This is a genomic window from Sphingorhabdus sp., assembly GCF_023910635.1.
In the GTDB taxonomy this organism is placed as follows: domain Bacteria; phylum Pseudomonadota; class Alphaproteobacteria; order Sphingomonadales; family Sphingomonadaceae; genus Sphingorhabdus_B.
The window spans coordinates 17,522-36,382 of the sequence record NZ_JAAVVZ010000013.1 but is presented as its reverse complement, the minus strand read 5'-3'; the positions used below and the strand labels follow the sequence as shown (position 1 = coordinate 36,382).

The 18,861-nt window shown below is 56.5% G+C and carries 13 protein-coding genes and 2 pseudogenes; 5 read left to right on the top strand and 10 right to left on the bottom strand.

Translation table 11 applies throughout. From position 1 onward, the window contains the following. The first annotated feature begins 34 nt into the window (after positions 1–34). Both HEQ34_RS09120 and HEQ34_RS09115 read left to right on the top strand, forming a co-directional pair. On the top strand, positions 35–3,448 hold the full coding sequence (locus HEQ34_RS09120; RefSeq protein WP_296199889.1) for an AAA family ATPase: 3,414 nt from the start codon (positions 35–37) through the stop codon (positions 3,446–3,448). Continuing rightward, complete coding sequence (locus HEQ34_RS09115; RefSeq protein WP_296199887.1) at positions 3,445–4,314, top strand: alpha/beta hydrolase; 870 nt, start codon at positions 3,445–3,447, stop codon at positions 4,312–4,314. Before HEQ34_RS09120 ends, HEQ34_RS09115 begins: the two co-directional genes overlap by 4 nt. On the opposite strand, the gene HEQ34_RS09110 is transcribed toward HEQ34_RS09115, so the two are convergent. The 5 genes and pseudogenes from HEQ34_RS09110 to HEQ34_RS09090 form a co-directional block, all read right to left on the bottom strand. After that, entirely contained in the window at positions 4,311–5,879 is a 1,569-nt protein-coding gene (locus HEQ34_RS09110) for a cisplatin damage response ATP-dependent DNA ligase (RefSeq protein WP_296199886.1), read from the bottom strand. The two genes, HEQ34_RS09115 and HEQ34_RS09110, sit on opposite strands and share 4 nt — an antisense overlap. Then, positions 5,879–6,886 carry a ligase-associated DNA damage response exonuclease gene (locus tag HEQ34_RS09105; protein WP_296199930.1) on the bottom strand — a complete coding sequence of 336 codons (1,008 nt, stop codon included), beginning with the start codon at positions 6,884–6,886 and terminating at the stop codon, positions 5,879–5,881. The genes HEQ34_RS09110 and HEQ34_RS09105 overlap by 1 nt, the downstream gene beginning before the upstream one ends. A 363-nt stretch (positions 6,887–7,249) precedes the next feature. Further along, positions 7,250–8,014 carry a superoxide dismutase gene (locus tag HEQ34_RS09100; RefSeq protein ID WP_296199884.1) on the bottom strand — a complete coding sequence of 255 codons (765 nt, stop codon included), beginning with the start codon at positions 8,012–8,014 and terminating at the stop codon, positions 7,250–7,252. A gap of 325 nt (positions 8,015–8,339) precedes the next feature. Next, complete coding sequence (locus HEQ34_RS09095) at positions 8,340–8,909, bottom strand: DUF1826 domain-containing protein (RefSeq protein ID WP_296199882.1); 570 nt, start codon at positions 8,907–8,909, stop codon at positions 8,340–8,342. A gap of 20 nt (positions 8,910–8,929) precedes the next feature. After that, a pseudogene (locus HEQ34_RS09090) lies at positions 8,930–9,109 on the bottom strand (GTP-binding protein); the annotation flags it as partial. Positions 9,110–9,200: 91 nt separating this feature from the next. Here HEQ34_RS09090 and HEQ34_RS09085 point away from each other — a divergent pair. Then, positions 9,201–9,590, top strand: coding sequence for a MerC domain-containing protein (locus HEQ34_RS09085; protein WP_366934857.1), 390 nt, complete (start codon positions 9,201–9,203; stop codon positions 9,588–9,590). Between the two features lie 89 nt (positions 9,591–9,679). Here the strand turns inward: HEQ34_RS09085 and HEQ34_RS09080 are convergent. Beyond that, positions 9,680–10,073: pseudogene (locus tag HEQ34_RS09080) on the bottom strand (DDE-type integrase/transposase/recombinase); the annotation flags it as partial. A 157-nt stretch (positions 10,074–10,230) separates the two neighbouring features. Next, a complete protein-coding gene (locus tag HEQ34_RS09075) occupies positions 10,231–11,607 on the bottom strand; it encodes a cation:proton antiporter (RefSeq protein ID WP_296199879.1) in 1,377 nt (458 codons plus the stop codon). A gap of 276 nt (positions 11,608–11,883) precedes the next feature. Here HEQ34_RS09075 and HEQ34_RS09070 point away from each other — a divergent pair, with 276 nt between their 5' ends. Both HEQ34_RS09070 and HEQ34_RS09065 read left to right on the top strand, forming a co-directional pair. Beyond that, entirely contained in the window at positions 11,884–14,295 is a 2,412-nt protein-coding gene (locus HEQ34_RS09070; RefSeq protein ID WP_296199877.1) for a glycoside hydrolase family 3 protein, read from the top strand. A gap of 26 nt (positions 14,296–14,321) precedes the next feature. Next, on the top strand, positions 14,322–15,599 hold the full coding sequence (locus HEQ34_RS09065; RefSeq protein WP_296199875.1) for a sugar MFS transporter: 1,278 nt from the start codon (positions 14,322–14,324) through the stop codon (positions 15,597–15,599). Here HEQ34_RS09065 and HEQ34_RS09060 read toward each other — a convergent pair. Genes HEQ34_RS09060 through HEQ34_RS09050 form a run of 3 tightly spaced genes read right to left on the bottom strand, consistent with a single transcriptional unit; the run spans position 15,596 to position 18,835 of the window. Continuing rightward, positions 15,596–16,762, bottom strand: a complete 1,167-nt coding sequence (locus tag HEQ34_RS09060; protein WP_296199872.1) for an MFS transporter — start codon at positions 16,760–16,762, stop codon at positions 15,596–15,598. The genes HEQ34_RS09065 and HEQ34_RS09060 overlap by 4 nt on opposite strands. Positions 16,763–16,796: 34 nt before the next feature. Then, the gene (locus tag HEQ34_RS09055; RefSeq protein ID WP_296199870.1) at positions 16,797–17,858 is read right to left on the bottom strand and encodes a LacI family DNA-binding transcriptional regulator; all 1,062 of its coding nucleotides are present in this window, start codon (positions 17,856–17,858) and stop codon (positions 16,797–16,799) included. Positions 17,859–17,860: 2 nt separating this feature from the next. Next, positions 17,861–18,835, bottom strand: a complete 975-nt coding sequence (locus HEQ34_RS09050; RefSeq protein ID WP_296199868.1) for a glycoside hydrolase family 16 protein — start codon at positions 18,833–18,835, stop codon at positions 17,861–17,863. Positions 18,836–18,861: the final 26 nt, after the last annotated feature.

Here is an 18,861-nt window from a genome sequence, read left to right as displayed (position 1 = left end):
AAGGCATAGCTTTAACCGCAACGGGGCCCGCCCCTTGCGGATAAAGAAGCTGAAACTTGTCGGCTTCAAAAGCTTTGTCGAGCCCGCTGAACTGCGGATCGAGAGCGGGCTCACCGGCATTGTCGGGCCCAATGGCTGCGGCAAATCCAACCTGTTGGAGGCCATCCGTTGGGTGATGGGGGAAAGCAGCGCCAAATCGATGCGCGGCGCAGGCATGGAAGATGTGATCTTCGCCGGAACCGCGTCACGCCCGCCGCGCGATTTTGCTGAAGTCACGATATTGGCCGAACGCAGCGACGACACTGCCGACAGTGACAGCGACGAAGAATTGGAAGTCACCCGCCGGATCGAACGCGGGGCTGGCTCTGCTTATCGGTCCAATGGCCGCGACGTCCGCGCCAAGGATGTTGCGCTTATCTTCGCCGACGCGGCAACGGGCGCGCATTCCCCTGCTTTGGTAAGCCAAGGCCGCATTGGCGCAATCATCTCGGCCAAACCGCAGGAGCGCCGGCAGATGCTGGAGGAAGCGGCTGGAATCTCCGGCTTGCATGTCCGGCGCAAAGATGCCGAGCAAAAGCTGCGCGCGGCCGAAAGTAATTTGGCGCGGCTGGCGACCATCCTTGCCGATATGGACGCCCGCGCAGGCCAATTACGTCGCCAAGCCAAGCAAGCCGAACGTTATCGCACGCTGACCAAAGACATTTTGCAGGCAGAGGCGCGTTTGATCTTTGTCCGCTGGCGTGAGGCCAAGGCAGCGGCAGACACGGCCCGCGCCGACGCCAACACAGCCGCTAAAGCCGTTGAGGACGCAGCCGTCGCCCAGCGCATCCTTTCCGAAAAGCAACAGGAGGCGGTGCGACAACTTGCCGATGCGCGGGCAGTGGCCATGGCGGCGCGCGATGCGGCCAGCGAACTGTCGAACAAGCTCGTGCAACTGACTGGCGAACATGAACGCATAATCCAGCGCCAATCCGACCTGGCGGCGCAAGCGGCGCGTATGGCCGAAGATGGCGCGCGCGAGGGCAAGCTGACCCATGATGCGGCAGACGCACTCGCCCGGTTGCAGGCAGAAAGCGTCAAGCTGGCCGACGAGATTAAAGCGCAAGAGGAGGAGCGCCCTGCCCTGCTGCGCACGGCGGAAAATGCCGAACGGCAAGCGCGTGAGAGCGAAATAGCATTGGCCAATGCATCCGCCGAGCAAGCACGCGCAGACGCCGAATTGCGCGTGGCCGATGCTGCGCTGGCGGCGGCAACAACGCGTGTAGGGCGCGCTGAACAGGTCTGCGCGCGGATTATGACCGAACGCGATGCGTTGGGGGATGAGGCGCAATATGCCGCATCCAAAAGCCAAGCGGATGCGGACGTCCAGGCCTTGCAGACACAATTGCAAGCGGACAGCCATGCGCATGAAACCGCCGAGGCGCAGCGCGCTGAACTGACCTCCGCCCGCGATGTTGCCCAAGTCGCAATCGCCAGTGCCAAGGCGGAACTTGCGGCGTTGTTGACCGAACAAAGCGCGCTGCAGCGTTCCTTGACCAAAAGCCAAGGCAACAAGGCGATTGACCGCATTTCGGTCAAGCCAGGCTATGAACATGCTTTGGCCGCTGCACTGGGTGAGGATGCGGACGCCAGCATTGGCGGCGAAACCGGACGCCGCTGGATTGGCGGGGCGGCGGCGCTGGGCAAGGTCGCCGACACGGCCCTGATCCATTTTGTCGACGCGCCGTCAGAGCTTGCCGCGCGATTGTCTATGGTGCGCGTCGTCGAGACCGACGATGGCCAAGCACTCGCCCCTGGCGAACGTCTGGTGACATTGGCAGGCAGGTTGCGCCGCTGGGATGGCTTTGCCACCGATGGCGATGGCGCGACGATTGCCGAACAATTGGTCCGCGCCAACCGTTTGGCCGAATTGGATATGCTCATCGCGCCTGCGCAAGCCGCGCTCGATGCACAAGCGCAAAGCCTGTTGCAGATGACCGATAAGATTGCAGCGGCGCAGGACGCGGTCCGCGCGGCAGCGGCGGCGCGTGTGGTAACTGAAGGCCAGTTGCGGCAAGCCCTACGCGCAGTCGATCAAGCCGAAGACGCCTTGGCGCGCCTAAAATCTGCAAAGGCGGCGCTTGGCGACAGGATGGCCGCCGCCGCGCAAGATGTGGCCGAGGCGCAAGCGGAGCGCACAGCGGCCGAGACGGCCCGACATGCCCTGCCCGACGGGTCGCATCATGCCGACCGCGTCCAAAACCTCGCGGCGGCACATGATGCAACGCGCGACCTGTTGGCGCGCAATCAGGCGGACCTGTCTGCGCTCGAACAAAGATTAGCGCAAAGCCGCGAGCGCCGCGCCGTGGCGATGGCCGAAATTCGCGGTTGGCAGGAACGTGCAGGCGAAGCCGAACGCCGGATCGCCGAAATGAACAAACGCAGCGCCGACATTGCTACTGAGCAAGCAGACATGGCAGGAAGGCCGGAAATACTGGCCCGCGAGATTGCTACTATGCAGGCAGATAAGGCGCAGTTTGCCGAGAAGCTCGCTGGGCTGCAATCCGCCGAAACGGCGCATGAAACGACGTTGCGCGCACTCGAAAGCGAATATTCAGCAGCAGCCGAGCAGCTATCCATTGCCCGCGAAACCCGCGCCGGCGCAGAGGCCCGCGCCGAAAATCAGGAACAGCGCCGCGTCGAAATGGGCCGGATTTCAGGGGAAAGGTTCGAATGCCCGCCACCAGTCTTGCCGGAAAAATGGGACTTTGATGAAGATGCGATGGACGAAGCGGGCGTGGAATCAAACCGCCTCGACCGCCTACAAAATGAACGCGAACGCATTGGCCCGGTCAACCTGATCGCCGCCGACGAACTGGCCGAACTCGAAATGCAGCAAGGCAGTGGCCTTGCCGAAAGCGAAGATCTGACCCTCGCCATCAACCGCTTGCGCGGTTCCATCGGCAGCTTGAACCGCGAAGGCCGCGCGCGATTGCTGACGGCTTTTGAGGCGGTAGACGGCCACTTCCGTCGCCTGTTTTCGACCTTGTTCAATGGCGGGCAAGCGCATTTGGCGTTGATCGACAGCGACGATCCGTTGGAGGCTGGCCTCGAAATTTTCGCGCAACCACCGGGCAAGAAACTGCAGTCGCTCACCTTATTGTCGGGCGGTGAGCAGGCGCTCACGGCGGTCGCGCTCATCTTTGGGCTATTCTTGACGAACCCCGCGCCGATTTGCGTCCTCGACGAAGTTGACGCGCCTTTGGACGACGCCAATATCGAACGTTTTTGCGATTTGCTCGACGCCATGACGCAGGAAACGGAGACACGCTATTTAATCGTCACCCACAATGCCGTGACGATGAGCCGGATGCACCGTTTGTTCGGCGTGACTATGGTTGAACAAGGCATCAGCCGACTAGTATCGGTTGACCTTGGGGGCGCAGAGCAATTACTGGCCGCAGAATGACTTTACATGGCCCCATCACCAACAGCTTTATCTCGCAACGCCTTCGGCTAAATTATGTCGACTGGGGCAACCCCGACGCGCCGCCCTTGCTCTTGGTCCATGGCGGCCGCGATCATGCGCGAAGCTGGGATTGGGTAGCCGAGGAATTGCGCCACGACTGGCATATCATTGCGCCCGACTTAAGGGGCCATGGCGACAGCGCCTGGTCGCCCGATGGCAGCTATGAAATGTCGACCTTTGTCTATGACATGGCGCAACTGATCCATCAGCTGAATCTTGCCCCCGTCAGCGTCATTGCGCATTCGATGGGTGGCAATATCGCGACCCGCTATGCCGGCCTCTTCCCCGAAAATGTCCGCAAGATGGTAAACATCGAAGGACTGGGCCTGTCCCCAAAGATGCAGGCCGAGCGCGATGCCATCGGCATTCAAAACCGTTTCCGCCAGTGGATTGAGGACAAACGCAACGCCGCCGGTCGCACGCCAAAGCGTTACCTTAATATCGAAGCCGCTTATGATCGGATGAAAACCGAAAACAGCTATTTAACCGACGAACAAGCGCGGCATCTGACGGTGCATGGTATCAGCCGCAACGAGGATGGAAGCTGGAGCTGGAAGTTCGACAATTACCTCAATATCTGGGCGATCTTCGATATGCCGCGTGAGGATTTGTTGGCCATTTGGCAGTCGATCACCTGCCCGATGTTGCTGATGTATGGCGCGAATAGCTGGGCCTCCAACCCCGAAAAGGACGGTCGCCTCGCGCATTTCCCGACGGCAAAGGTCGTGGAATATGAAAATGCCGGCCATTGGTTGCATCATGACCAGTTTGACCGTTTCATGGCCGATGTGCGGGCATTCCTCTAACCAATCATGGCGCGTAAGGCCGCAATCGTATCCGCCTCATCGGCTGGCTTGTCGCGGCGTAGGCGCGAGATGCGCGGGAAACGCATCGCAATCCCAGATTTATGCCGCTTGGATTCGTGCACCGCGTCAAACGCGACCTCAAGCACCAAAGACTTTTCGACTTCGCGCACGGGGCCAAAGCGCGCGACCGTGTTGTTGCGGACAAAGCGGTCCAGCCATTTCAATTCTGCATCGCTGAACCCGGAATAGGCCTTGCCCACGGGCAACAAGGCGCCGTCGGGGGTCCAGCAGCCAAAAGTATAATCCGAATAATAAGACGAGCGTTTCCCGCTACCGCGCTGCGCATACATCATCACGCAATCGGCAACGAGCGGTTCGCGTTTCCATTTGTACCAGTGGCCGACCTTGCGGCCCGCCAGATAGGGCGAATCGCGCCGCTTCAGCATGACGCCCTCAATCGCCGCCGCACGCGCCGCCGCGCGCATTTCCGCCAGATGGTCGAAATCGCGCGCTTCGATAATCGCGGACAGGTCGAACCGGACCGTGTCGAGTGTGGCGGCGAAATATTCCAGCCGCTCCCGCCGCGCGCTCCAAGGCTGGCTGCGCACATCCTGCGTCCCGTCGAACAATATGTCGTACAGGCGCACGAATACGGGATATTCCGCCTGCATCGCCGCGGTCACATTCTTACGGCCCAAGCGTTGTTGCAGCGCGTTGAAGCTTGCCGCCTCCCCGCCCTGCACATCGCCGCGCACCAACAATTCGCCATCGACAACACCGATGCTGTTGAAAGCGGAGGCGATTTCCGGGAACGCTGCCGTTACTTCATCGCCACCCCGGCTGAACAACCGCGTTTCGCCGCCGGTTGACGCAATCTGGATGCGGATGCCGTCCCATTTCCACTCAGCGGCAAATGCGTCGAGATGGACAGTGCCGTCTTCCAATGGGTGGGCAAGCATGAAGGGCCGGAAAAACGCGCTGTCGGCGGGGTCGGGGCGCTCGGACTTGCCCTCGCCCCAGGCAAACAATTCGGCATATGGCGGACGAAGCGCGTGCCAGACCTCTTCAACATCGTCCACTGAAAGGGCAAAGGCCTGGCCAAAGGCGGTTTTCGCCAGCCGCGCCGATATGCCAACGCGCATCCCGCCTGTTGCCAGCTTCAGCAGCGCATAACGGCCATTGGCATCCAACCTGTCCATCAGTTCGGCCAGCAAGTCAGGCGCACGCAAACGGCTTGTGCTGTTGAGCAGGTCAATGACTTCAGACACCGTTGGTGCCACGGCATCTGCGCTAACATCTGGCCACATCAACGCAACGGTTTCCGCAGTGTCGCCAACATAATCGCGGCTCATGCGGAACAACATGGGGTCAAAGCGTTCCTCGGCCATCGCGCGGATGGCCGCCGATTTCACTGTTGCTATGCTCAGCGTCCCCGCGAGCGCCGCCAGCGCCCAACCGCGATCCGGGTCAGGCGTCGTGCGGAAATAATCGGCGATCAGCCGGACCTTTTGATCACGCGAACGGGTGTAGATAAGCCCATCAATCAACGCGGCGAAAGCCTGCATCAGCTCTCATCCTCGTCTTCGCGGCCAACCAGATCGAGCGCGCGCGCTTTCAATTGGTGGAGTTCACACCAGCGGCCAAGCGCGTCGGTGCGGCCATGGGTAATCCATGTTTCTGTGGGCCGAAGCTCCAACAAAGTTTCGGTCAACTCGGTCCAATCGGCATGGTCGGAAATGACCAAAGGCAGTTCAACATTGCGTTGCCGCGCCCGTTGCCGCACCCGCATCCATCCCGATGCCATGGCGGTTATCGGGTCGGGCAGACGCTGCGCCCAGCGGTCATGCATCGCCGATGGCGGGGCAATGACAATCGCGCCTTTCATCTCTGCCTTGGCAAGTCCCGTCGCCAATATGAGATCGCCCAAGGGGACATCATGCGCCGCATATAGATCACACATTTTCTGCATCGCGCCGTGAATATAAATGGGCGCGTCATAGCCAGCGCGCCGCAGTTCCGCGATGACCCGCTGCGCCTTGCCCAGCGCATAGGCCCCTATCAATATACAACCATCGACATGGGCGTCGCGCGCGGCGAGCAATTTGGCAATCTCATCCTCAATCGGCGGGTGGGTGAAGACGGGTAAGCCAAAGGTCGCCTCGGTAATCAGGATATCGCAAGCAACGGCTTCAAACGGCGCGCAGGTCGGGTCAAACCCCCGTTTATAGTCGCCTGTCACCAATACGCGCTCGCCTGCATGTTCCAGCAGGATCTGCGCTGACCCCAGAACATGCCCGGCGGGGTGAAAACTGATCTTCACACCATTTGCTTCAAACCCGTCGCCATAGGGCATAGGCGTGCCTGTGTCGGTGCCATAACGCAGCGCCATGATCGCCAGCGTCTCTGGCGTTGCCCAGACGGCTTTATGACCACTGCGCGCATGGTCGGCATGGCCGTGCGTCACCAAAGCGCGTTCGGCGGGGCGCGACGGGTCAATCCACATGTCGGCTGGCTTGACATAAATGCCATGCGCATGTGGCTCTATCCAATGTTGGGCAACGCTTCGCGAGATAGTGACGGTCCTTTTCTAGGGTCAGGACCACTTATGCCGGATATGGGGCGCAGTGCAATTACGGTGACGCAATTACGTTCGAATTACGGTGACAGTGAATTACGGTGACAGTGCACTTAATTCGAATTACGGTGACAGTCAATTACGGTGACAGTGCACTTAATTCCGGCTTAGAACCGTGATGCGCAGATTGCTATAATTTAGTGCACTGTCACCGTAATTGGCGATCAGTGCGGATAGAGGCATAGGGATGGACGGCTCTTGGTTGAAAGTAATCAGATGGCGCTATATCATGCGTTAGTGCCCGAGCTTTGGTATGAACTCGACCGGGAGTACCAAAGCTTTTAGAATATTGCCCTTTCGTCACAGTCTTTCAGCTCGATCATGCCGCTTACTGCGTCTCTGAGCTTCAGCATAGCGACGAGAGACTTGCGCCCAGTTCACCAGCTGCCACCAATTGGCAAGGTAGTCACCGCGCCGATTTTGGTATTTGAGGTAATAGGCGTGTTCCCAAACGTCATTTCCAAGAATCGGCGTGCCACGCGTTTCGGCGATATCCATTAACGGATTATCCTGATTTGGTGTGGAAGTGATCGCCAACCTGCCCGAGCCATCGACGATCAGCCATACCCAGCCCGATCCAAACCGCGCAGCGCCTGCCCGCGCGAACTGCGCTTTGAAGTCGTCTACCGACCCAAAACTCTCCTCTATCGCCTCCATAAGGTCGACAGACGGTGCGCCAGACTGAGAAGGCGGGGCCATACTCTGCCAGAAAAAACTATGGTTCCAATGGCCTCCACCGTTGTCACGGACGGCTTTGGGCAACGTCGAAACGGTTGCCATCATCTGCTCAAGGGTCATCGCCGCCATGGCCGGATCGGCGACGACAGCACTGTTGAGGTTGGTGACATAGGCCTGATGGTGGCGGCCATGATGTATCCGCATGGTCTCGGCGTCGATCGCAGGCTCCAGCGCGCTAGCATCATAAGGAAGTGCAGGCAGACTGAATGTCGCGCTTGGCAAGTCCTTAGGGTCAGGACCTATTAAATCCACCTTCGCGGCGTCAAAATGGCAAAGATATCGAAGGAAAATGGCCGCCGCAGGCAGTAATTCTGCCTGCAAGGGCATTTTGTTTCGAGATCAAAGCCATTTTGGCGTCCTTCGGATTTGACCCATTTTGTCCATTGCCGCGTTGGCAAAGCTAGACTTAGAACCACTAAGCCTGCGCTTTGCCGCCTTGCACTGAACAAAATGGCCTCAAACCGCGAAGGTGGATTTAATAGGTCCTGACCCTAGGTTGCAACATAATAGGTTGAGCCGCACCTGCATGAAGTGGCGCTGCTGCAAGGGCCAATCCTACACTTAAAACTATACGCATCGACTATCCTCATTTTGGTAAATCTACGACCGAAGGCTTGAACAACACCCCCGCTTTTGCATCGGCTATTCCAGATCAGTCCGTAAGGGTTCCTTGTAGTAGCGTATCAATAACCAGAACAAGCCGCTTCTCACCTGTATCGCCAACTGGCGGGGACCGGTGGAAGCAGGGTGGGTGATCGGACGCGTATGTTCGGCCCTTGAATAGCGCGATCGCCCCGGTTGGAACTCTATCCAAATAATACTCCAACCCATCATTGGCCACGCCGTTTGGGGCATAATCCGTGCCCGGTCCGCTGTACGTGGTGATCAGTCGAACATCTGTATAGTCGGCGTGCACCTTCTTGCAGGCGTTGGTTGTAATCCCTTCCATTCGGACACGGACGGCATCGGTCTGCATAAGCAACATGAAGCGTTGTACCAGGACCGCAACGTCCGTGCACAACGCATCGGGCAGCTCCGCGAGCTGCGCCATTACAGTTGCGAAATCACCTTCGGCCCGGATCGCAAACGGTGCTCTTTCAAGCCACGGCGCGATAACTGTGTCCGGCACCGGCGGTGTGCGCTGTTCGACAACTAGTGGGCACTCTCGCGCATGAATGCGAGACCAGTCCTCGACGGCATCGGCATAGGCGCTCATGATCATACGAGTTCCAGCGCCGTCTGCGCTTCACCGCCACGTACGAGATCGGCGTCGATATTAACCTCGGACATATCGTTGACGATGACGGCGACGCGCTTGCCCTCGCGATTAGCGAGAATGTGATTGAGCAGGGTAGTTTTTCCCGCGCCGAGGAAGCCAGACAGGACGGTGACCGGGAGGCGGTTGAAGTTCGAATTGTTCATAGCTGGGTTGACCTGATACGTTATGATATACTATTACATAATAACTAGCATCGTCTAAACCGCTCTGTCCACCCACTATTTGAGAGATAAGATGGCTCAACCGCAACCCCCGCAGACACGCTACGATGCTGCGGCGATGTTAGCTTCGGGGCTGTGCCTAGTGCACTGTCTGTTTCTACCAGCACTGCTCTTCATGATGCCGGCCCTGGCGGTTTGGATAACTGTGCCGGAAAGTTTTCACTTCTGGATGCTTATCATCGCTGTGCCAATCAGCCTGATCGCTCTCTATATAGGGCTACGTCGGCACAAAAACTGGATGCCGATCATGATTGCTATGCCTGCCCTAGTATCTTTGACTGCTGGTGCGTTGTTATTCCATGGCATGGTTTTGGAAACTTGGCTGACTGCTGCGGGGGCCTTTGGCCTTACCTTCGCCCATCTCCTTAATCGTCGTCATTCGGACATACGATCATCTGTGTAGAACCAGCCAAGAAGGGTAGCTTGGCACAGGGAGCTAATGGTATAAGCTCAGTGCGTCGAAAACGACCCGAAGGGCGGCACAGCCAACCTAGCATGCGCTGTCCGGCTGACGCGCCAGCCCACGATATGGCGAGCATACACATCGATCACGAACGCCACATATACAAAACCCGCCCATGTCGAGACATAGGTAAAATCCGACACCCAGAGCATGTTGGGCACCGGCGCATGAAATTGTCGGTTAACATGGTCGAGCGTTCGGTCCTCAGCCTGCCCGCATGGCCTGGCGCAACTCTCGCACTTTGCGTTTCAGTGCCTTGATCTTGTCGGCCGTGTCGCTCGGAATGCCAGCCCGCTGGCTGCTGTCGATCTCAGCTTTCTTCACCCAATCGTGCAATGTCTGTGGCACACGGCCAATCTTCTCGGCAACCGATACCACCGTTGCCCAGCGTGCGGAATAATCGCTCTCGTGGTCCAAAACCATTCGCACCGCGCAGGTAAGCGTCTCCGGCAATTACCGGGCGGTTCATAACGCCGCCTTGCTGTTCAGTTACTGAAACGAACTTCAGCAGTGGTCAGCCACAATGATTAAAGCAGACCTTCCGCTCCCGGCCCAGAAGCTGCCATCAAGCGCCCCTAGGTCAATCGGCGCGCACGGCATCATCTGCCCCAAGTGCCCTCAATTCCCCTGATTCACGGGCCTTTCGACCGTAAACGAACTCGAACAACGGGCTTGCCATCATCGTGGTGACAATCGCCATAAGCACCAGCATTGAGAACAATGTCGGTCCGATTATGCCTTTTTGCAGGCCGATGTTGATGATGATGAGTTCCATTAAACCCCGCGAATTCATCAGAGCACCGATACCCAAAGCGGTGCGATTATCTTCGCCTGCAACCCGCGCCGCGACGAAGCACGCACCAAATTTGGCGAAGATCGACCCTGCCAGAATGACCAGTGCGATCAGCAGCAACGGAACCGTGTTGACCATATCCATGCGCGTGTTGAGCCCAGAATAGGTAAAAAACATCGGCAGCAATAGAACGACAGCAAGCGGCTCGACCTTCTTCTTAAGTTCTTCAACGAATAGTCCGCGCGGCATAACAACGCCCAGAATGAAGCCGCCGAAAATTGCGTGGATGCCGACGGCGTCCATTATAAACGCGGACAGACAGAATAAAGCGAGGGTGATGCCAAGGACAGTCATGCTCATTTCGCCTTCGCGCTCGACCATCCGCCCGAGCGGCGCCAGAAGTTTGCGACCAAACAGGATGATGAACGTGGCGTAGAGCAGCCCACCACCGATCGCGAGAACGGCAACTCCAGGACCTGCGCCAAAGGTTGCCAGCACCACTGCCAACACACACCAGGATACAGCGTCGTCAAAGGCACCTGCCGCAAGCGACAATGTGCCGAGCGAAGTTTTCGCCAACCCGCGTTCATTGATAATGCGCGCTAACATCGGAAATGCGGTCAGCGCGATGCATGCTCCCATGAACAAGGTCGCGCTTGATTGCGAAATTCCCGGTGCGAATAAACCTGGGACAGTCAGCAGCCACGGGGTCATCAATATAGCGATCAAAAAGGGGACTGCGATACCAGCCAACGACACGCTCACGGCACTTTTCATCTTCGATTTGAAATGATCAAGTTGCAACGTTGTGCCGATCAAAAACATGTACAGACCGACGCCAAGCTGTGCTCCCGAATATAGCACATTTTTGGTCGCATCAGGGAAAACCAATGCCTGCGTCTCAGGCAAGAGATACCCAAATAGTGATGGTCCCAGGATCACACCCGCAATCATTTCACCGACGACCTGCGGTTGACCAAGAAACTTTTGGCCCAACTTACCGACAATACGGCAGGTAATGATGATAAGTGCCAGCTGCAAAAAAAAATGGACGCTGAAATCTGTTGGTGTGTAGCTACTCACAGTTGCAGGCAAAGCGGGGCCATTAGGACTAAGTACCTTGGAAAGTGTTTCTAATGCACTGCCTATCATCTCAGAAAACATACCATTTCCTTCTTGGGGGTCTGAACCATCAAAGAGAAGAACAATTTTTGCCGTTCATGAACCTTCAACGGGACGATTGTAATCGGTCAATACGACATACGAAAGCAATAGAACCGTGTGTGTAAAATTTAAGATGCATCTCTAAATCCTGAAAAACCAAAAGAATGTGCCTGTCACCATGATGGTGCTTGATTTTAGGCGATGTTGCTGCCATCCGTCTATGATAACGTTCACATTAAAATACTTGGAGTGAGTTTGATGCGGTCGAATGGAACAATGGCACTGCTAGCCTTCGTGTCGGCTGGATGTGTTTCTGTGGCAACGCTACCGCAAAGCGCCCTATCTGCAGCACCAGCTTCTCAAGCTATCGCAGACCCAATTAACTGGCCGAATGCCGCCAGTCCAGCCGCAATCACCGACCAAAAAACCGAAGACGCGATCACACTGCTTTTGTCAAAAATGACCTTGGAACAAAAGGTCGGGCAGTTGATACAGGCTGACATCAGCGCGATTAAACCCGAAGACTTGTCGCAATATCCGCTTGGCTCGATTTTGGCGGGTGGTAATTCAGGACCTTATGGCGACGAGCGCGCCGACGCTGCAAAATGGACGCAACTGGTTAGCGCGTTTCGGCATGTGTCACGTAAATCAGGCGCTGGGGTGCCGATATTATTTGGCGTCGATGCGGTGCATGGACATTCAAACCTGCCGCAAGCGACCATCTTTCCCCATAATATCGGACTTGGCGCGGCCCGCGATGTCGACCTGATCCAACGGATTGGCAAGGCCACGGCAGCGGAGATTTCAGGCAGCGGTATTGAATGGACCTTTGCCCCAACCCTTGCCGTACCGCAAGATTTGCGCTGGGGTAGAACATATGAAGGCTATTCCTCCGATCCTGCGCTAATTGCTGCTTATGCCCGTTCGATGACCACTGGCTTGCAAGGCAATCTGATTGCTGGTGCGCCGTTGGAAGCACAGCATGTTGCCGCAACTGCAAAACATTTTCTCGCCGACGGTGGCACAATGGACGGCCGTGACCAGGGCGATGCACAGATTACCGAAACCGAACTGGTTGCAAAACATGCGCAGGGCTACCCGGCATCTATCAACGCAGGCGCACTGACCGTGATGGCGAGCTTCTCAAGCTGGAACGGGGTGAAGCATCATGGAAATGCCTCTCTGCTGACCGATGTCTTAAAAAACCGGATGGGCTTTGCCGGGCTGGTTGTCGGCGACTGGAATGGACATGGGCAAGTCGCGGGCTGCTCTGTGACCGACTGCGCTGCGGCCATTAATGCCGGGCTTGACCTGTTCATGGCACCTGACAGTTGGAAGGGGCTATTTGCGTCAACGCTTGCCGCTGCGCGGGATGGCAGAATTCCACAGACACGGCTCGATGATGCGGTGCGACGCATATTGCGCGTGAAATACAAGCTTGGTCTTATGGGTGACGCACAGACTGTGCGGGGACAAGCGTCTTTGGTTGGCAAGCAAGAGCATCTGGATCTTGCACGCGAGGCAGTATCAAAATCACTCGTGCTGCTGAAGAATGATGATGGCATTCTGCCTATTCGTAATGGCAGCAATGTCCTAATCTCTGGTTCCGGCGCAGACAATATGGCGATGCAGGCTGGCGGCTGGACGATTAGCTGGCAAGGCACTGACACCACTGCCGCCGATTTCAGCAATGGCCAAACGATTGGCCGTGCGATTTCGGAGGCTGTTAAAGCCGGGGGCGGCACCGCCAATGTTTCGGCGACGGGCATTTTTGAAAAGAAGCCTGATGTGGCGATCATTGTCCTTGGTGAAAAACCGTATGCAGAATTTGAGGGTGACGTCCCAAATTTGGCATTCCGGCCTCAGCCGGCCGAAGAACAAATAATCGCGCGGCTTAAGGCGCAGGGTATTCCTGTTGTTATCCTGTTCCTATCCGGTCGGCCGATGTTTACCGGTAAGCTTATCAATCAAGCCAATGCTTTTGTGGCGGGATGGTTGCCCGGCACGCAAGGCCGGGGCGTCGCCGATGTGTTGGTCGCTGGCGCAAACGGAAAGCCGATGCGTGACTTCACTGGACGCTTGCCTTTCAGTTGGCCAGCGGACGCACGGTCACCGATTGATACGCCACTGTTTCCGCTGGGCTATGGCCTTGATTACACGCAATCTAACAAGCTTCCTTCGGTGAACGAAGACCCGCGTGTAGATATGTCTTCGCTGACTATCGCCACGCAATATTTCGTCCGTGGCAAGGTGCCCGCACCTTGGAATTTGCAGATGGACGGTTCGATTAGCGCGCGGGCCGTCGATGTGTCAGCGCAAGAAGACGCGCGTCAATTCACTTGGAACGCCGATGGTGCCTTTGTCGTCAACGGGCCTGCCGTCGACTTGAGTATGCAGTTGAAGAAAGACGGGTCGCTGCTGATCGACTGGCGAATTGATCAGCCAGTGACCGGGCCAGTGATGCTGTCCTTCGGTGGCGCCGTGCTTGATATGCAAACCACGATGCGCGCGTTGCCCTCAGGGGTGCCTATACAAACCCGCATTCCGCTGCGTTGCTTTGCCGCAGCCGGTGCGAAATTGGACGCTGTGGGCTCACCCATACGTATACAGGCGGCAAAAGGCCTTGTTACGACAATCCGCAACGTTCATATCGAAACGACAAAAGAAAGCGCGTCCTGCCCGAGCTAAACGCGCAAAATAAAGGGAGAGAGAAGATGGCACTGGCACCCGGCGCATCTGCGTCAGCAGAGAATGGCGATAGCCATATCGACGCACCGCAATTGCAATTGTTCGTGATGGGGCTGTTCTTCATCTTCGGCGGCATCACCAGCCTCAACGATGTTATCATCCCGAAGTTAAAAGAGCTGTTCACGCTCAATTACACGCAGGCAATGCTTGTCCAATTCTGTTTCTTTGCGGCCTATGCCGTTATCGGTATTCCCGGCGCGCGTCTCGTTAAGAAAATCGGATATATGCGGGGTGCTGTCGCTGGACTACTGACGATGATGGCTGGGTGCCTTCTTTTCATTCCAGCCAGCCAGACGGCGACCTATGGCGTATTTCTGTTTGCGCTGTTCGTTCTCGCAAGCGGCGTCGTTATCGTTCAAGTCGTATCGAATCCGCTCATTTCATTGCTCGGCAAACCTGCTACTGTACATAGCCGCCTGACATTCGCGCAAGCGTTCAACTCGCTTGGCACGACCGTGTTTCCGATTGTCGGCTCGATACTCATTCTGGGTAGCCTAGCCACAGTGACGGCTGACCAGCTTTCAGGCGTTGAGCTTGATGCCTATCGCACGGCGGAAAGCCAAGCGATCGTAAATGGCTATCTCGCCATTGCCGTTGCGCTTGCAATTGTTGCCGGCGTTGTGTGGCTGTTTCGCAACGCGCTGAAGGGCGAAAAGCATGAAGCGAGCGAAGGGCTGGCCGGACTTGACCTGCTAAAGCGGCCTCGTTTCGGTTTCGGCGCATTGTGCATCTTCCTATATGTCGGGGCAGAGGTCGCGATTGGCTCACTCATCGTCAATTATTTGATGCAAGATCATGTCATGGCTTTACCCGAACAGGAGGCTGGTAAACTTATTGGGCTATATTGGGGCGGCGCGATGGTTGGCCGGTTCATCGGCTCTGCGGTGCTGCGTGTGCTTAGTCCGGGTAAGGTGCTGGCGTCTGTATCGGTTGCCGCAATTGCACTGCTGATCTTTTCCACACAAAGCACGGGCGAAGTTGCGGGCTATTCCTTGCTGGCAGTGGGCCTTACCAATGCGATCATGTTCCCGACGATATTCACGCTGGCGTGTGAAAAGCTTGGGTCACGAGCCGCTGACGGTTCGGGCATCATCAACGTCGCTATCGTCGGCGGCGCTGTGGTTCCACTGCTCACGGGCATGATCGCTGACGTGACCGGAAGTCTGGCCATAGCGTTCACGTTACCAATGGTTTGCTATGCGATAATCGCGGCATTCGGTATCTACGCGCGGAAGCAAGCCTAACTGCTCGCACGCTGGCGTGGCATTGTTGCCAACAACAGGCACGCGATGGCCGCCAGCCCCGCTAGCACCAGAAATAGGCCGCCAAAGCCATACGCCGGCACCATAGCCAGTGTCAGCCATGGCATGATGAGCGATGGCACGGTGTTCGTCAGGTTGAAAATACCCAAATCCCGTCCGCGCGTATGCGGACGGGGAAGCACCCTCAAAGTCTGGCTTGAGTGCAGCGCCAGAAAAAGGCTGCTCGCCAAACCAAAGACCACATAGCCGGCAATGGCGACCGGTAAAGATGCCGAAACCGACATGATGATCAGTCCGGCCGACGCTGCCGCTGCCCCGCAAATGAGCGGGAAAATGGGGCGATTTTCACGGTCGGACCAGCGGCCGACCGCCAATGCTATAAAAACAGCCATACCCAGAGCGAGCGCAAAGATATTGGCGGCATCATTTTCGCCGAAATCAGGATCAACGCTGCGGAACCATAAAAGGAGAAACGCAAATAAGGACGCTTCCGCAATTTGTACCAATAAGCGCGCAATCCACATTTTAACGGCGGCGTGCCGTGTTACAGCACTCTGCACCAGATCGATTTTTTGATCCGTCGGGACGGACATCAACGCCGGCATCGATATTGGTCTGCCAAAAATCAGCACCGGACTGACCATGACTATGACCAACATCGCGATAGTCATTTCGCGGTACTCCGATGGAACAGTATCGTTCATTGTTACAAACACGCCTGAGAGCGCACCCATTGCGGGCGCTAACGCCAATAGACCACCAAGGAAGCCCTTTTGGGAATCGGGTATGCTGTCACCGGCCCACGCGGTTAAGGGCGCGAGCATCATGTTCAGGCCAAATTGCCAGAGAATGATGATGGCTATCAACGCCGCTGGGCTCTTGGCATAAGCGGTGGTGAGTAACAAAGCCGATGATAAGCCTAATCCTGCCCATATCCACGGGCGTCGTTCGCCGGTTTTATCACTGGCCCATCCAAAAACGATATTGCCCATGCTTGCGGCAATGGCGCCCAGAAAGGCAGCTATCGCCAACAGGCCAAGGGCGTCAGTGCCAGAAATGTCTGTCGCACGCAGTGGCAGCAATATCGTCAGGAACGGCATATAGGCGACAGCACTCCCGGATACGGCGAGCGCGTACAAATACATGAAAGTTGCCAATTGCCGGCTGCTGTCGACAGATTTATACACGACCATATTTTGACGGCGGTGCGGTGCTGCTTCGCTGTATAAGGCTGCCCTCAATGACAATAGGTTGATGCGGCACGGGTGCGTCACCGTTTGTAATCAACAACTCCACCGCCTTCGAAAAGGTTGCTGCAATGGGCTGATCAACGGCAGTGAGTTCAGGTACCGTAAAGCGCACAACTGGCGTATTGTCGAAACTGATGAGGGATAAATCGCCGGGAATATTTAAGCCACGCGTCTTGGCAGCGTCCAAAGCGGCAAGGGTCATTTGATCGTTGCTGCCGATGATTGCCGTGGGCGGGTTTTCCAAGTCGAGCAGCGCGTTTGCGGCCAGCACACCACTATCATATCCAAAATCGCCTCTGACGCATAAGGCATCGCAGGAAAGACCGGCGGTGACCAACCCCTCGCGCCACCCGTCGATACGCCAGTTGGACAGGTCATATTCCTCAGGGCCAGCAATGAAACCAATCCTGCTATGGCCAAGCGCGATGAGATGTTCCGTTGCACGGCGGGCAGAACCTTCATCATCCATAGTCATCGCAATGCCCGGTCCCGATGTGATTGAGCCGATGCGCGCAAAAGGAATTTTGCGTTTGGCAAGAAATCCGGTGATGAGCGGATTTTCAGAGTGGGGTGGTGTCAGGATGACCCCATCTGGCTGAAGCGCAGCAATGGCTGCTCCCAATTCGCGCTCGACATGATCATTGTGGGTATCGACCAGTTCGAAGATCATCCGGTATCCATGTTCGGCACATTTCAGCATGCCGCCGAGAAGCATTTGGTCTACCCAGTCTGACCCTTGGCGGTTCCGCCAATCGGCAATTGTGCGCTCGCGGTCGTTGATGGCGAGGATCAGGTACGACCGTGATCCGCTCATCCGTTGTGCCGCGATTGACGGGACATAGCCAAGCTTATCAATGGACGCCTGCACCCGCTCCTGCATAGCGGGACGGACGTTGGGTTCGTTGTTGATGACGCGGCTGACCGTTTGCAGGGAAACCCCTGCATCGGCTGCGACATGCTTGATAGTGACAGCTTGGCGGCGTCTCGCCATGTTTAATTACCTTCTTTGACGCCCTGCATGCAGGCTAGTCCTTTTTCTTGATCCTCACTGCATTGATAGATGCGGATCCAGTCGATCAAAAACGCGGCTGGTGTTACATTCGATGCAACGCCTTTATCGTTATTCTTTTCTGACAGGCCACCACCAATGGCGAGGTTAGCCATGATGTAGAAGGGCTGGTCAAAAGGCGCAACGGGATTTGATTGCGCCAACGGAGATGCTGTTTCCCAATCTGCGCTTGTGCGTTCCCAATATTTCCGGCCATTAAGATAAAAACGCATCACGCCTTCACCCCATTCGAGCGTCCAAATATGGAATTCGTCGGAAGGCAAAGCGTTCGATGGCAGGGCCACGCGCGTATCGTGGAATTTGTTTTTTGGTGCGTAATCGCCAAAATGGATCGCACTAATCATACGGTTTTCACCAACACCGCCTTTGCAGGTTTCGCATGTCGCACCAAGGTTGACGCCCTCCAAAATATCGATCTCACCCGAAAGTGGCCAGCCGCCGTAGACGCTGTTGGCGGGCATCATCCATACGGCAGGCCATGTTCCCTGTCCCTTTGGTGGCTTTGCACGAAATTCGATCTTGCCATATTTCCAACTGGATATGCCCAGCGTTCGGATTTTGCCGGAGGTATATTCCTGGGTCTTTTGAGGATAAGGCTTATTTGAAAATTCCGGAGGCAGGTCGGGGCCAGTAAACGTCTCTTTGCGCGCAATTAAATGCAGATTGCCATCGGCTACCTTAATATTTTGCGGCCTATCCGTATAGCATTGCCGCTCCTGATTACCGCCACCCCAGCACGATTTTGCAGGCTTCCATTTTTTGCGGTCCAATTTGGTGCCGTTAAACTCTTCGGCCCAGACAAGGCTCCAGCCATGGTCTAACGATTCTGCTTTGGCTGCTGTTGTCGCGCAGGCGGTCAATCCAGTGATAGCGACCAGCAAGGCAATTTTGGACGGCATATGATTTCTCCTGAGACGCGGGCTGA

Coding starts and splice junctions, on each gene's coding strand:
- HEQ34_RS09050 (WP_296199868.1), bottom strand. CDS start 18,835: ATGCCGTCCAAAATTGCCTTGCTGGTCGCTATCACTGGATTGACCGCC.
- HEQ34_RS09065 (WP_296199875.1), top strand. CDS start 14,322: ATGGCACTGGCACCCGGCGCATCTGCGTCAGCAGAGAATGGCGATAGC.
- HEQ34_RS09110 (WP_296199886.1), bottom strand. CDS start 5,879: ATGCAGGCTTTCGCCGCGTTGATTGATGGGCTTATCTACACCCGTTCG.
- HEQ34_RS09095 (WP_296199882.1), bottom strand. CDS start 8,909: ATGATCATGAGCGCCTATGCCGATGCCGTCGAGGACTGGTCTCGCATT.
- HEQ34_RS09085 (WP_366934857.1), top strand. CDS start 9,201: ATGGCTCAACCGCAACCCCCGCAGACACGCTACGATGCTGCGGCGATG.
- HEQ34_RS09070 (WP_296199877.1), top strand. CDS start 11,884: ATGGCACTGCTAGCCTTCGTGTCGGCTGGATGTGTTTCTGTGGCAACG.
- HEQ34_RS09075 (WP_296199879.1), bottom strand. CDS start 11,607: ATGTTTTCTGAGATGATAGGCAGTGCATTAGAAACACTTTCCAAGGTA.
- HEQ34_RS09115 (WP_296199887.1), top strand. CDS start 3,445: ATGACTTTACATGGCCCCATCACCAACAGCTTTATCTCGCAACGCCTT.
- HEQ34_RS09055 (WP_296199870.1), bottom strand. CDS start 17,858: ATGGCGAGACGCCGCCAAGCTGTCACTATCAAGCATGTCGCAGCCGAT.
- HEQ34_RS09060 (WP_296199872.1), bottom strand. CDS start 16,762: ATGTATTTGTACGCGCTCGCCGTATCCGGGAGTGCTGTCGCCTATATG.
- HEQ34_RS09100 (WP_296199884.1), bottom strand. CDS start 8,014: ATGCCCTTGCAGGCAGAATTACTGCCTGCGGCGGCCATTTTCCTTCGA.